Below are 14,447 nucleotides of genomic sequence, written 5' to 3' on the forward strand. Positions count from 1 at the left end.
GATGAAGATTTCACCCTTTGATTTTATTAGTGTTTGTCCAGTACGGTGGGGGTTAAGAAGACTAATAGTTCAGTTTTATCTGCTAATTTAGATTTATGGCGAAATAAATGCCCTATCAATGGAATATCGCCTAGGAGCGGAACTTTGATTTCGTCATCGCGTTCTGTGGTTTGAAAGATGCCCCCAATAATGGCCGTACCCCCATTTTCAACTGTGACCTCAGAGCTGAGATTTTTGGTGTCAATTGCATAGCCCTGTTCAGTTTTCATGCCAATGGTGTCTTTATTGATCCCCACTAACATGGAGATCTTTCCATCTGGATGAATCTTGGGCAACACCTCTAGGCGTAAATTGGCTTTGCGAAACTGCAATTTACTCCCGCTTTGAGAGCTGACTTGGTAGGGTAGTTCGGTTCCCTGCTCAATCGTGGCTTTAACCTGATCGCCAGTCATGATGCGGGGGTTCGAGAGAATCTTGCCCTGGCCATCGGACTCGAGTGCTGAGAGCTCCATTTGCAAGAGTCGGGCCGCATTCTTAGAAACCAGAGTGGCAGCTAAGGTGGCTGGGTTAAATCCAGCCAAGCCAGCACCTGAGAGATCAAGGTTTGCGCTTGCGTTTTGGTCTGGGCGATTGCCAATGCCATTGGCTTGGTACCCCAACTTGATACCCAGTTCTCGGGCAAAGCGCTGATCAGCTTCGACAATGCGAGCCTCTATGAGGATCTGGCGTGGGCTATTAATATGATCGCCCCCAAAAGGTAGGGCGGCATCCTCCCGACGAAATTTTTGAAAGCTTTGAATTTCTGCATGAGGGCCTATCCAGTAAATATCGTCATTGCGGACAAGGCGCAATCCTCTGCTGGCAAGTATGGAATGGAGAGCAGTTTGCCAAGGTGTGTCCTTGAGGTCGACCGAGATTTTGCCCTGAATAGATTCGCTTAGGAGAAAGTTGGTATTACCCATTTTGGCTAAAACCTGCAAAAGTTCAGTTACTTCAATTTGGCTAAATTGAAGACTAATGCGACCCTCTTTAAGAGTGTTTGGAGTGCTCGCTTCAGGGAAGTGTCCTTGAGCCGAATTGAGTAAAAAAACTAGTGTCAGGGGGAGTAAAGTGCCGCGGGGTTTCTGTAAGATCTTCAATGGAGTCACTCTGATTTGGTGGATTTAAAGGTGATGGATTTGCCTTTGAGATGAGTCAAGATAGCCAGCTCTTTTTCGGCTTGAGTTAGGCGCCATTCCCCTAATGCCAGGTCCCCCTTGCCCACCATCTTCGTAGACTTGCCGGTGTGAAAAAAAGCCTGCTCTGCAGTCCCCATACGAGTGATACCTAAATACCTCCAGCGACCAAGCTCTGCTTCATACGGAAAAGTGGCAGGCTTGCTTTGAGCGACTTGTATTGGCGGTTTTATATCAATTGAGTGAATACTCACTTCTATTTCATCTATTACTTCATATAGATCGTCTCGCTCAGCACGCCATTCGTTTTGAGAGGATTCCAATTCTTCTTTAAGAGCTAAAAATTGACTTTGAAGGGCGTGTATTTGCTGTTCAGCCCCAGACTGATTGGATTCAAAGAAAAAAAAGAGGCTAATTCCACAGACTAATAAGGCTCCACCAAAGATCCAAATAGGACTGAAATTAAGCCCCTTTACTTGGAGTGGCTTGGTAGAAAAAGAGGGCTTTGTAGTCTTAGTTTGGGGCGATGCATCCATCCCGAGTGGAGGGGCGGTTTTACGAATTCCATGGGGATCTGGAATGGCGGGGTCATCTCCCAGTTCACTCAGAATGTCATCAAAAGACTGGGGAGAAATATGGCGTGGTGGCATGCCATATTGTTCTTTCTGGGGGCGTGAAAAACGATCAGGCAAGGCAGAATTGACTGTAAGAAAAGTGCTAAGCGGGTATTTCAAGGGGAAGTTTTGGCCTTAGAAAGGGAATTACGTAAGCACCCTATAATTTGAGGCTATGGCTCTACCCCCAAAAGACAAGCCGCCCTTAAACGGGAGGTTTAACCGACAGCCTGATAGACGTCCCGGTCAGCAAAGAGCGGAGCGTTTCTCGTCCAAAAAATCGGGAAGCAATCCCCTGATTAAGGCGATGTTGGTTATCGGCGTGTTCTTTGCAGTGATATTCACATTGTTGCTGGGCTATGCTTTTTTAATAGCCAAGCCGAATTTGCCCAAGATCTCGGCACTGGTTGATTACAACCCTAAAACACCATTGCGTATCTATACAGCTGACAAAGTTCTAATTGGGGAGTTTGGGGAGGAGCGCCGTAAGGTAATTCCTTTAAACGAAATCCCAATGAGTATGCGCAATGCAGTTTTAGCCATTGAAGATGATCGCTTTTACTCTCATGGTGGAGTGGATTACGTCGGCATCCTGAGAGCTACGCTCACCAATTTACGCGGCAATCTTTCCCAAGGTGCCTCAACCATCACAATGCAGGTGGCACGGAACTTCTTCCTCAGTAATGAGAAAACTTTCAGTCGTAAGATTTACGAGGTTCTCTTAGCCTGGGAAATTGAGTCCCAATTAAGTAAAGATAAGATTCTTGAGATTTATATGAATCAGATCTTTTTGGGGCAAAGAGCTTATGGATTTTCTAGTGCAGCCCAAATCTACTTTGGTAAAGAGTTAAAAGACATTACGATCGCTGAATCAGCGATGTTGGCCGGCTTGCCAAAAGCACCATCGGCATATAACCCTGTGAGCAATTTCCGGCGTGCCAAAATTCGACAGGAATATATTTTGCAGCGCATGCGTGATTTATCGTACATCACGCCTGAGCAATATCAAATCGCCATGGCTGAAGAATTACATATCCGCGGCCTTGGCAATGAATTTAGTACTCGCGCAGATTTTCCTGCTGAGATGGTTCGTCAGCTTCTGATTGCGCAGTATGGCGAGGCAATCTATTCGCAGGGAATAGATGTTTACACCACAATCTTGAAGGCGGACCAAGATGCCGCATACAAAGCGGTACGACGCGGTATTTTTGAATACGACTTACGTCACGCATATCGTGGTCCTGAGGGATTCATTGATTTGCCAGAAGATACAGTGAAACGTCAACGTGCAATTGATGAAGCTTTGTTGGCTTACCCGCAATTGGATGATTTGCAGTCCGGCGTTGTGCTCGATATCAAGCCAAAAGAAATGCAGGTAATGATTTCTACTGGGGATACGATCACCATAAAGGGTGAGAGTATGAAGCTTGCCGCCGCCGCTTTAACTGATAGCACTCAACCAAAAAAACGTTTGCGTCCTGGTACAATCGTTAGACTGCTTTCCGACGGTGGGGTCTGGAAGTTGGCACAGTTACCTCAAGTTGAAGCTGCCTTTGTTTCAATGAATGCCGAGACGGGTGCGATCCTCTCTTTAGTAGGTGGCTTTGATTTCCGTCGAAATAAATTTAATCACGTCACTCAGGCCCAGCGCCAGCCGGGCTCCTCTTTCAAACCATTTATTTATGCCGCAGCGATCGAGAAAGGCTTTTCTCCAAGTACGATGGTGAATGATGCCCCGCTATCTATTGGCGGGCTGGAAACAGGGAGTCAAGCTTGGGAGCCAAAGAACTACGATGGTAAGTATGAGGGTTTAATGCGTTTACGCACTGCATTAGCAAAATCAAAAAACTTGGTTTCAGTGCGACTAATTCGTACTATCGGGCCATCTTATGCTCAAGACTATATTCAACGTTTTGGGTTTGAAGCAGAGAAGCATCCACCTTATTTGACAATGGCTTTAGGTGCAGGCTCCGTCACACCTTTGCAAATGGCATCTGCTTACAGTGTTTTTGCTAATGGGGGTTATCGTGTAGATCCTTACTTAATTAATAAGATGACAGACTCAAAAGGCGCGGTACTGTTTGAGGCTAAGCCTACTCATGCGCGTGAAGATGCTCCCCGCGTGTTAGATGCAAGAACTTCTTTTGTGATGGACAGTATGCTGCAAGAAGTTACGAAAACCGGTACTGCAGCCAGTGCGAGAGCAAAATTAGGTCGGAATGATATCGCTGGTAAAACAGGTACTACCAATGAGTCGCACGATGCTTGGTTCGCGGGATATAACCCGAAGGTAGTTGCAATTGCTTGGATTGGCTTTGATAAGCCTGCAAGTTTGGGTGATCGTGAAACTGGTGGGGGCCTCGCTTTACCAATGTGGATCTCCTATATGAGTACTGCCTTGAGGGATGAGCCACAACAAGCACGCGAAGTGCCTGCGGGCGTTACCCAAGTGGATGGTGATTGGTTTATCCCTGAATTTTCAAATAATGGCGGTGTGCGCGAACTGCAGTAGTTCGTTTTTGTAATGGCAAGGCAAGCGCGCACCATCATTCCCGGTCAAGCGATGCATGTCATGGTCCGCGGCAATAATCGAGAAATACTTTTTTTTGGTGATGCTGACCGCCGCATCTATTTAGATTGGTTAAGAGAGGCTGCCAAACATTTTGCTTGTTCGGTACATGCATTTGCCTTGATGCCAAATCATGTACATCTCTTAATGACCCCCCAGAATGCAGACTCGCTTGCAAAAACAATGCAATCCCTAGGCAGGCGTTATGCCCAGTATTTCAATCAACAGCAGCATCGGTCGGGAACAATTTGGGAGGGACGCTATCGCTCTTCCTTAATAGATCCAGAGTATTTTTTACGCTGCCAACGCTTCATTGAACTCAATCCTGTGAGATCTGGTTTTGAATCAAGCTCACAGGCTTCGACATGGACTAGTTTTGCTTCCCACATTGGCGACAATGCAGAGCCTTGGCTGGTTGACCATCAGCACTTTTGGAGCTTGGGTAATACTCCTTTTGAGAGGCAAATGACTTGGGCTGCATTTGTGAAAGAGGGTGCGCCTCACTGGGAAGATCGCCAAATTACCGAGGCTTTGGTGAGATCTAAGCCGTGGATCAGCGATGCTTATGCAAAAAAGCTATTTAAAGACAATCCTGAGCAGGTATTAATACGGCGTCGTGGGCGACCTAAAAAATTAATTCCAACTAATTCAATAAGTTAGAGCTTATATAAGATGCTTTGCCTCTAGCCTAATCGCCAGCATATTATGACTATGTCCCTTTTATAGGGATTCCATTCGGATCCTCCCTAATTTAAATGGGACAGAGTTATTTTATTTCTATTGCTTCAATATGGGTATTCCCCTATATTAGATCCTCCAAAAGTAATCAGGCCCTTAGGGCAAGCGGAAATACTATGACTACACACATGAATACAGACCTTCGTCCAATCGCGCAGGGTCTTTACGATCCACAAAATGAGCATGATGCTTGCGGCGTAGGATTCGTTGCCCACATCAAGGGCAAGAAGTCACATGAGATTGTTGCTCAAGGATTGCAAATTCTGGAGAACTTAGATCACCGGGGTGCTGTGGGTGCTGATCCGCTGATGGGCGACGGCGCTGGAATTTTGATCCAAGTGCCGGATACCTTATATCGCGAAGAGATGGCAAAGCAAGGTATCGAGTTACCGCCATTTGGTGAATACGGCGTTGGAATGATTTTCCTGCCAAAAGAACAGGCATCGCGTCTAGCTTGTGAACAAGAGCTAGAGCGTACAGTTCGCTTGGAGGGTCAAGTTGTTTTAGGTTGGAGGGATGTTCCGGTTGATGTAAAGCTGCCAATGTCTCCAACAGTGCAAATGACCGAGCCATTCATTCGTCAGATATTTATTGGTCGCGGCCGCGACATCATGACTACCGACGCACTTGAGCGTAAGTTGTATGTGATTCGTAAAACTGCAAGCCATGCAATTCAAGATTTGCATCTGAAGCACGGTAAAGAATATTTTGTTGCATCGATGTCAGCTCGTACCATTGTTTATAAGGGTTTGCTATTGGCTAACCAGGTAGGAGCGTATTACAAAGACTTACAAGACTCTCGCACTGTATCCGCATTAGCTTTAGTGCATCAGCGTTTCTCCACCAATACTTTCCCTGCTTGGGAGTTAGCTCACCCATATCGCATGATTGCGCACAACGGTGAGATCAATACTGTTAAAGGCAACGTCAACTGGGTCAATGCACGAGAGGGCGCAATCAGCTCACCAGTACTTGGTGATGACCTTAAAAAATTATGGCCACTCATCTATCCAGGTCAATCTGATACAGCCTGTTTTGATAACTGTTTAGAGTTATTAGTCATGTCAGGTTATCCATTGGCACAAGCAATGATGATGATGATTCCAGAGGCGTGGGAACAGCACACATTGATGGATGAAAATCGTCGTGCATTCTATGAGTACCATGCTGCAATGATGGAGCCATGGGATGGCCCAGCAGCGATGGCCTTTACGGATGGTCGCCAGATTGGTGCTACCTTAGATCGCAATGGTTTACGTCCAGCGCGTTATTACGTCACAGATGATGACTTAGTCATCATGGGCTCCGAGGCTGGTGTTCTGCCAATTCCAGAGAGCAAGATCGTTCAAAAATGGCGCTTGCAACCGGGCAAGATGTTCATGATTGATATGGAGCAAGGCCGCATTATTGATGACGTCGAATTGAAGGATGCCGTCTCTAAAGCCAAGCCATATAAGAGCTGGATCGATGCAGTACGTGTGAAGCTCGATGAAGTCGATGCCAGCAAGGCAGATTTAGTGGATGAGAAAAATACTATTCGACCTGCGGCAAAATTATTAGATCGTCAACAAGCTTTTGGTTATACCCAAGAGGACATCAAGTACCTCATGGCACCAATGGCTATGAATGGTGAAGAGGCAATTGGCTCGATGGGTAACGATAGCCCACTAGCCGTACTCTCTAATAAGAACAAGCCACTGTATAACTACTTTAAGCAATTATTTGCACAGGTTACCAATCCGCCGATTGACTCTATCCGTGAAAACATGGTGATGTCTTTGGTGTCCTTCATTGGACCTAAGCCGAATTTGTTGGATACCAACAATATCAATCCGCCAATGCGCTTGGAAGTGAATCAGCCGATTTTAGATTTCGACGATATGACCAAGATTCGTCATATCGGTCACTACACCAACGGTAAATTCCGCTCATATGAGTTGGATATTTGCTACCCAGCATCCTGGGGCAAGGCTGGTATTGAAGCTCGCCTAGCATCCTTGTGTGCTGAGGCTGCTGATGCTGTTCGCTCTGGTTACAACATCTTGATCGTGAGCGATCGTCAGGTTGATGAGCAGCATGTGGCTATTCCGGCATTATTGGCAACTTCAGCCATTCATCAGCACTTGGTTGAAAAAGGTTTGCGTACCAGTGTTGGACTCGTAGTTGAAACTGGTAGCGCGCGTGAGACACATCATTTCGCACTCTTGGCTGGTTATGGTGCTGAAGCGGTTCATCCATACTTAGCAATGGAAACCTTGGCTGAGATGGCTAAAGGTTTGTCTGGTGACCTGTCGGCAGAAAAAGCGGTCAAGAATTTTGTGAAAGCGGTTGGTAAGGGATTGCAAAAAGTAATGTCCAAAATGGGCATCTCTACTTACATGTCCTATACCGGCTCACAGATTTTTGAAGCGATTGGTTTAAATAAGGATGTGATTGATCATTACTTCAAAGGCACTCCATCTAACGTAGGTGGTATCGGTGTATTTGAGGTGGCTGAGGAAGCCTTACGCATGCATCAGTCTGCATTTGGTAATGATCCTGTTTTGACTAACATGCTAGAGGCTGGTGGTGAATATGCCTTCCGTATCCGTGGTGAGGACCACATGTGGACTCCGGATACGATTGCGAAGTTGCAGCACTCTACCCGTGCTGGTATTGATAAGGGCTATCAAACTTATAAAGAGTATGCCAATCTGATTAATGACCAAACTAAGCGACAGATGACCTTGCGCGGTTTGTTTGAATTCAAGATTGATCCAGTGAAAGCGATTCCATTGGACGAGGTAGAGCCTGCTAAAGAAATCGTTAAACGTTTTGCAACCGGTGCGATGTCTTTAGGTTCTATCTCTACTGAAGCGCATGCTACTTTGGCAATTGCGATGAACCGGATTGGTGGCAAGTCTAATACCGGTGAAGGCGGCGAAGATCCAAACCGTTATGTGAATGAACTCAAAGGCATCCCAATCAAGAAAGGCGAAACCTTAGCGAGCATTTTGGGTGACGATGTTGTTGAAGCAAACATCCCTTTGTTAGACGGTGATTCATTGCGCTCCAGAATTAAGCAGGTTGCCTCCGGTCGTTTTGGAGTGACTACTGAATATCTGCGCTCTGCTGATCAAATTCAGATCAAGATGGCCCAAGGCGCGAAGCCTGGTGAAGGCGGACAATTGCCTGGTGGTAAGGTTTCTGATTACATCGGTAAGTTGCGCTTCTCAGTGCCAGGTGTTGGTTTGATTTCTCCTCCACCGCACCACGATATTTACTCTATTGAAGATATCGCCCAGTTGATTCACGATCTAAAGAACGTCAACCCAGCGGCTGACGTGTCTGTTAAATTGGTTTCTGAAGTCGGTGTCGGTACGGTTGCCGCCGGTGTTGCTAAAGCGAAAGCTGATCACGTAGTGATCGCTGGACATGATGGCGGTACAGGTGCATCACCACTCTCTTCTATTAAGCACGCTGGTTCCCCATGGGAATTAGGCTTGGCTGAAACTCAACAAACATTGGTACTCAATGGTTTGCGGAGTCGTATTCGTGTGCAAGCCGATGGCCAAATGAAAACCGGTCGCGATGTAGTGATCGGCGCTTTATTGGGCGCAGATGAGTTTGGTTTTGCAACGGCGCCATTAGTTGTTGAAGGTTGCATCATGATGCGTAAGTGTCATTTGAATACCTGCCCAGTAGGTGTTGCTACACAAGATCCTGAATTGCGCAAAAAGTTCTCTGGTAAGCCAGAACACGTTGTGAACTTCTTCTTCTTTATTGCTGAAGAAGTACGCGAGATCATGGCTCAACTCGGCATTCGTAAGTTTGATGACTTAATTGGGCGCGTTGATCTCTTGGATACACGCAAAGGTATCGAGAACTGGAAAGTTCATGGCTTAGATTTCAGTAAGATTTTTGCTGAGCCTAATGTGCCTAAAGATACTCCCCGCTACCAGATTTTGACTCAAGAGCATGGCTTAGGTAGTGCGTTGGATAATATCTTGATTGAGAAGAGTGAGCCTGCATTACAAAGTGGCGAGAAAGTTTCCTTCATAGTTCCTGTGAAGAACGTGAACCGTACTGTTGGTGCAATGCTCTCCGGAGAAATCGCTCAGCGTTATGGTCATGCCGGTTTGCCGGATGACACTATTCATATTCAATTGAATGGTACTGCTGGTCAAAGTTTCGCTGCCTTCTTGGCACGCGGTATCACCTTGGATTTAGTTGGTGATGGTAATGACTATGTTGGTAAAGGCTTATCTGGTGGGCGTGTGATCGTGCGTGCGCCACATGAATTCCGTGGCGATACATCCAAGAACATCATTGTTGGTAATACCGTTCTCTACGGAGCAATCGGTGGTGAAGCATTCTTTAACGGCGTTGCTGGCGAGCGTTTTGCAGTTCGTAACTCTGGCGCTACAACTGTTGTTGAGGGTACGGGTGATCATGGTTGCGAGTACATGACTGGTGGCACTGTAGTGGTGTTGGGTGCAACTGGTCGTAACTTTGCGGCAGGCATGAGCGGTGGTATTGCTTATGTTTATGACGAAGATGGTCTCTTTGAGAAGCGTTGTAATACCAGCATGGCAACTTTGGAAAAAGTATTGCCTTCCGCTGAGCAGATTGCCAAGATGCCTCAATCACAGTGGCATGCCCCTGTTGATGTGAAGGATGGTGGCGAGCGTATGACTGATGATCAAATTCTGAAGGGCTTGATCGAGCGTCATTTCCGCCACACTGGTTCAGAGCGTGCAAAAGCACTCTTAGCCGATTGGGAAAATGCTCGCGGTCGCTTTGTGAAGGTGCTGCCTACTGAGTACAAGCGTGCTCTAGGTGAGTTGTGGGAAAAAGCACAAAACAAAACTATTGCAGCTTAATCAATATAGATATTAAGAAAAGATACTAAGGATTCGATATGGGTAAGGTCACTGGATTTATGGAGTTTGAGCGCGTAGATGAAACCTACGAAGCTCCCGTTAAGCGCCTCCATCATTACAAAGAGTTTGTTGCGGCACTGACAGATGACGAAGCTAAGGTGCAAGGTGCACGTTGCATGGATTGCGGCATTCCGTTTTGCAATAACGGATGTCCTGTAAACAACATTATTCCTGACTTCAATGATTTGGTATTTCATGATGACTGGAAGAATGCATTAGATGTTTTGCAATCCACCAATAACTTTCCTGAGTTCACTGGCCGTATCTGTCCTGCGCCTTGTGAGGCTGCCTGTACTCTGGGAATCAATAGTGATGCAGTTGGTATTAAGTCTATTGAGCACGCCATTATTGATAAGGGCTGGGAAAATGGTTGGGTTAAGCCGCAGCTACCTAAAACTAAAACGGGTAAAAAAGTTGCTGTCGTTGGTGGTGGACCTGCTGGAATGGCGACTGCGCAGCAATTGGCGCGCGTTGGTCATGATGTGACCGTATTCGAAAAGAATGATCGTGTCGGTGGATTATTGCGCTACGGCATTCCTGATTTCAAAATGGAAAAATGGCTGATTGACCGTCGTGTAGAGCAAATGCAAGCCGAGGGTGTGAAGTTTGAGACGGGTGTATTTGTTGGTAAAGAGGCGATTGGTGCTGAAGTAAAAAATTACTCCACAAAAACAGTTTCACCTGATCAGTTGATGAAAGATTTTGATGCCGTTGTCATTAGTGGTGGATCAGAGCAGCCCCGTGATTTACCAGTGCCTGGTCGTGAGTTGAAGGGTGTTCACTATGCTTTGGATTTCTTGATTCCACAGAATAAAGAAAATGCAGGTGATTTGAAAAATGAAATTTCTGCAGCTGGTAAGCATGTGGTCGTGATCGGTGGCGGTGATACTGGATCTGATTGCGTAGGAACATCTAATCGTCATGGCGCTGCCAAGATTACCCAGTTTGAATTGCTACCGCAGCCACCGGAGACTGAAAATAAGCCTTTGGTATGGCCATATTGGCCAACTAAATTGCGTACATCCTCTTCGCACGAAGAAGGTTGTGAGCGCGATTGGTCTGTTGCGACTAAGCGTTTTGAAGGTAAAGACGGCAAACTTGAGAAGTTGATCTGTGTGCGCTTGGAGTGGAAAGACGGCAAGATGACAGAAATGCCAAACTCTGAATTCGAAATTAAGGCCGATCTAGTGTTCTTAGCCATGGGCTTTGTATCCCCGGCAGCCCAAGTTCTCAATGCCTTCGGTGTTGAAAAAGATGCTCGTGGCAATGCAAAAGCTACTGTTGATGGCCAAAATGCTTACCAAACCAATGTTCCCAAGGTATTTGCTGCTGGCGATATGCGTCGTGGGCAGTCTTTAGTGGTTTGGGCGATTCGTGAAGGCCGTCAAGCTGCCCATGCAGTAGACGAGTATTTAATGGGGTCATCCGTTCTGCCACGATAATATCGAGGATATGAACAGCGGCCACGCCAACTCGGTGGAAGTAAAGCAAAAAACCTCTAGCGGTGGCCATGGCGAAGTTGTCGTTTCAATTAAGGACGTCAACTTCTCTTATGCCCCTGGCGAGCGGCAAATTCTATCCGGACTCAATATGGAGTTCCGTCGCGGCCAAGTAGTTGCAGTGATGGGTGGCTCTGGTTGCGGCAAGACGACTATTCTCAGACTCATTGGCGGTCAGTTCACTGCACAGTCTGGGCAAGTATTATTTGAAAACCATGACATTGGCAAAATGAATGGTGCGCAATTAATGGCTGCTCGTCGTCGTATGGGCATGCTTTTTCAGTTTGGCGCACTCTTTACTGACCTCAGTGTTTTTGAAAATGTCGCCTTTCCCTTACGTGAGCACACGAATTTAAGTGAAGCGCTTTTACGCTCTTTAGTACTCATGAAACTCAATGCAGTGGGTCTGCGTGGCGCGCGCGATTTAATGCCGGCTCAAATTTCCGGTGGCATGGCACGCCGAGTTGCATTAGCAAGAGCAATTGCACTTGACCCTCCATTGATCATGTATGACGAACCCTTTGCTGGCTTGGATCCGATTTCATTGGGAATTACGGCGCGTTTGATTCGGGATTTGAATCAAGCTCTGGGCGCAACCAGTCTTTTGGTTACGCATGATGTGGAGGAAACTTTTGAGATTGCCGATTACGTCTATTTCATTGCCAATGGTCGCATTGGTGCACAAGGCACTCCAGCAGAATTAAGCCGATCTACTGATCCCTTTGTTCGTCAGTTTTTAGATGCCTCGCCAGATGGCCCAGTGCCGTTTCACTATCCAGGACAAAGCCTTGAAGAAGATTTTGGGGTGAGCCTCAAATGAGCATACTGCGTAAAACTATGGATCTCTTTGGTGATCTTGGATTCTTTATTCGTGCAAACTTAACCAGTCTTGGGCTTGCTGCACGCATGTTTGCTGCAGTGATTTGGCGTTCTGGCTTTTTATTAAAGAGACCTCGTTTAGTTTCTGACCAAATTTTATTTTTGGGTAATTACTCGTTTGTGATCATTGCGGTCTCCGGTTTGTTTGTTGGTTTTGTTTTGGGTTTACAGGGCTATTACACCTTGAATCGTTATGGTTCGGAGCAGGCTTTAGGTTTATTGGTGGCTTTATCGCTCACCCGAGAATTGGGTCCAGTGATCACTGCTCTCTTATTTGCTGGTCGGGCCGGTACATCGCTTACCGCTGAGATTGGCTTAATGAAAGCTGGTGAACAACTCAGTGCCATGGAAATGATGGCGGTAGATCCGCTAAGTCGTGTCATTGCCCCGCGATTGTGGGCAGGCATTATTGCGATGCCGATTTTGGCGACAATTTTTACGGCGGTTGGTGTGATGGGTGGCTACTTTGTTGGCGTTCCCCTTATTGGGGTCGACTCTGGCGCCTTCTGGTCGCAGATGCAGGGAGGAGTGGATCTCTTCTCTGATATTGGCAATGGCTTAATTAAAAGCTTGGTGTTTGGTGTAGCAGTAACTTTTATAGCCCTATATCAGGGTTATGAGGCTAAGCCTACGCCAGAGGGTGTATCGCAGGCAACTACCAGAACTGTAGTGATCTCCTCATTATCGGTTTTAGCATTAGATTTTTTGCTCACCGCGATGATGTTCTCGAATTAGAAAGAATAAACTGGGACTCTTATGAGAAAAAGTGCAATTGATGTTTGGGTCGGAATCTTTGTAGCCATTGGTTTGTTGGCTGCATTGTTTTTGGCATTGAAGGTTGGCAATATGAATGCGGTTTCGTTTGCGCCTACTTACAAAATTTCTGCGCGTTTTGACAATATCGGTGGATTAAAGCCTCGTGCGCCAGTAAAAAGTGCTGGTGTAGTTGTGGGCCGTATTGCGAATATCTCATTTGATGACAAAACGTACCAAGCAACTGTCACCATGACTATTGAGGATGCATATCAGTTTCCTAAAGATTCTTCTGCAAAGATTTTGACTTCAGGTTTATTGGGCGAGCAATACATTGGGCTTGAGGCCGGCGGCTCCGATGATATGTTAGTTGCTGGAGATAAGATTACCCAGACTCAGTCTGCAGTAGTTCTTGAGAACCTCATTAGCCAGTTCTTGTATAACAAGGCTGCCGATAGTGGTAAAGACAAAGGCGCTGAAAAATAATGCAGTGGCTTGTCAAACTGAAACGTCTCGTGTTACTTAGTTTGGTAGCGGGCATGGTGGGTTGTGCCTCCATCCCTGCCGGCGTGGAGCCTTCCCCGCATGATCCTTGGGAGCCATTTAATCGCTCCGTCTTTGAGTTCAATGAAGGCTTAGATACCTATCTACTCAAGCCAGTAGTGGCTGGCTACCGTTTTGTCTTGCCAGAGTTTGTGCGTGACGGTATTTACAACTTTTTTAGTAATTACAGCGATATCTACACTGCATTGCAGAATCTTTTGCAGGGCAAGCCCGACTATGCCTTTAGCGATCTGATGAGGGTGGTGGTCAATACCACCTTTGGTTTAGGTGGCTTAATTGATATGGCAACTCCAGGGGGTCTACCAAAGCATAAGGAAGATTGGGGTCAAACCTTTGGTGTTTGGGGTATTCCTTCTGGCCCTTACGTAGTTCTACCGTTCTTTGGGCCAAGCAATGTGCGAGATACCTTTGGTACTGCCGCTGACCTAGAGTCTGACTACCTATTTAGATTGCTGCCAGATGTTGCTTTGCGAAACAGCTTGACTGGCTTGCGTGTGGTTAACGCGCGTAATACCTATTACGAAGCGGGCGACTTATTAGATGGGGCTGCAATCGATAAATATAGCTTTGTGCGGGATGCCTACATTCAGAGACGTGCTTATCAGATCAATGAGGGGCGCGACGATGAAGAGCCTCTGATGCCAGTTTATGAGAACCCTTACCAATAAAACGTCTGAGCCTCACGGGATTTGCTGAAGGAGCTAAAATGAGCTTCAATGATTAGTGTTAATCGA

The 14,447-nt window shown here is 46.4% G+C and carries 10 protein-coding genes; 8 read left to right on the forward strand and 2 right to left on the reverse strand.

Going from position 1 to position 14,447, the window contains the following annotated elements; translation table 11 throughout:
• Positions 1-26: 26 nt before the first annotated feature.
• Together ICV89_RS00475 and ICV89_RS00480 are read right to left on the reverse strand one after the other, a co-directional pair.
• The gene (locus ICV89_RS00475; protein ID WP_251370857.1) at positions 27-1,148 is read right to left on the reverse strand and encodes a secretin and TonB N-terminal domain-containing protein; all 1,122 of its coding nucleotides are present in this window, start codon (positions 1,146-1,148) and stop codon (positions 27-29) included.
• Positions 1,145-1,909 carry a hypothetical protein gene (locus ICV89_RS00480; RefSeq protein WP_215308715.1) on the reverse strand — a complete coding sequence of 255 codons (765 nt, stop codon included), beginning with the start codon at positions 1,907-1,909 and terminating at the stop codon, positions 1,145-1,147. The genes ICV89_RS00475 and ICV89_RS00480 overlap by 4 nt, the downstream gene beginning before the upstream one ends.
• Positions 1,910-1,964: 55 nt before the next feature.
• On the opposite strand from ICV89_RS00480, the gene ICV89_RS00485 reads away from it, so the two are divergent.
• The 8 genes from ICV89_RS00485 (at position 1,965) to ICV89_RS00520 (ending at position 14,381) form a co-directional block, all read left to right on the forward strand.
• Positions 1,965-4,301 (forward strand): penicillin-binding protein 1A, encoded by a 2,337-nt coding sequence (locus ICV89_RS00485; RefSeq protein ID WP_215308717.1) that lies wholly within the window; start codon positions 1,965-1,967, stop codon positions 4,299-4,301.
• Positions 4,302-4,313: 12 nt separating this feature from the next.
• Complete coding sequence (locus ICV89_RS00490) at positions 4,314-5,018, forward strand: transposase (RefSeq protein WP_215308719.1); 705 nt, start codon at positions 4,314-4,316, stop codon at positions 5,016-5,018.
• Between the two features lie 194 nt (positions 5,019-5,212).
• Positions 5,213-9,958 (forward strand): glutamate synthase-related protein, encoded by a 4,746-nt coding sequence (locus ICV89_RS00495; protein ID WP_215308721.1) that lies wholly within the window; start codon positions 5,213-5,215, stop codon positions 9,956-9,958.
• Positions 9,959-9,996: 38 nt separating this feature from the next.
• A complete protein-coding gene (locus ICV89_RS00500) occupies positions 9,997-11,460 on the forward strand; it encodes a glutamate synthase subunit beta (RefSeq protein WP_215308722.1) in 1,464 nt (487 codons plus the stop codon).
• A gap of 10 nt (positions 11,461-11,470) precedes the next feature.
• Entirely contained in the window at positions 11,471-12,337 is an 867-nt protein-coding gene (locus ICV89_RS00505) for an ABC transporter ATP-binding protein (protein WP_251370858.1), read from the forward strand.
• 17 nt (positions 12,338-12,354) lie between these two features.
• The gene (mlaE, locus tag ICV89_RS00510) at positions 12,355-13,131 is read left to right on the forward strand and encodes a lipid asymmetry maintenance ABC transporter permease subunit MlaE (RefSeq protein ID WP_215310262.1); all 777 of its coding nucleotides are present in this window, start codon (positions 12,355-12,357) and stop codon (positions 13,129-13,131) included.
• 21 nt (positions 13,132-13,152) lie between these two features.
• Positions 13,153-13,635 carry an outer membrane lipid asymmetry maintenance protein MlaD gene (gene mlaD, locus ICV89_RS00515; RefSeq protein ID WP_215308724.1) on the forward strand — a complete coding sequence of 161 codons (483 nt, stop codon included), beginning with the start codon at positions 13,153-13,155 and terminating at the stop codon, positions 13,633-13,635.
• Positions 13,635-14,381, forward strand: coding sequence for a VacJ family lipoprotein (locus tag ICV89_RS00520; RefSeq protein WP_215308726.1), 747 nt, complete (start codon positions 13,635-13,637; stop codon positions 14,379-14,381). Before mlaD ends, ICV89_RS00520 begins: the two co-directional genes overlap by 1 nt.
• Positions 14,382-14,447: the final 66 nt, after the last annotated feature.

It is taken from the genome of Polynucleobacter sp. Adler-ghost (assembly GCF_018688495.1).
Lineage (GTDB): Bacteria > Pseudomonadota > Gammaproteobacteria > Burkholderiales > Burkholderiaceae > Polynucleobacter.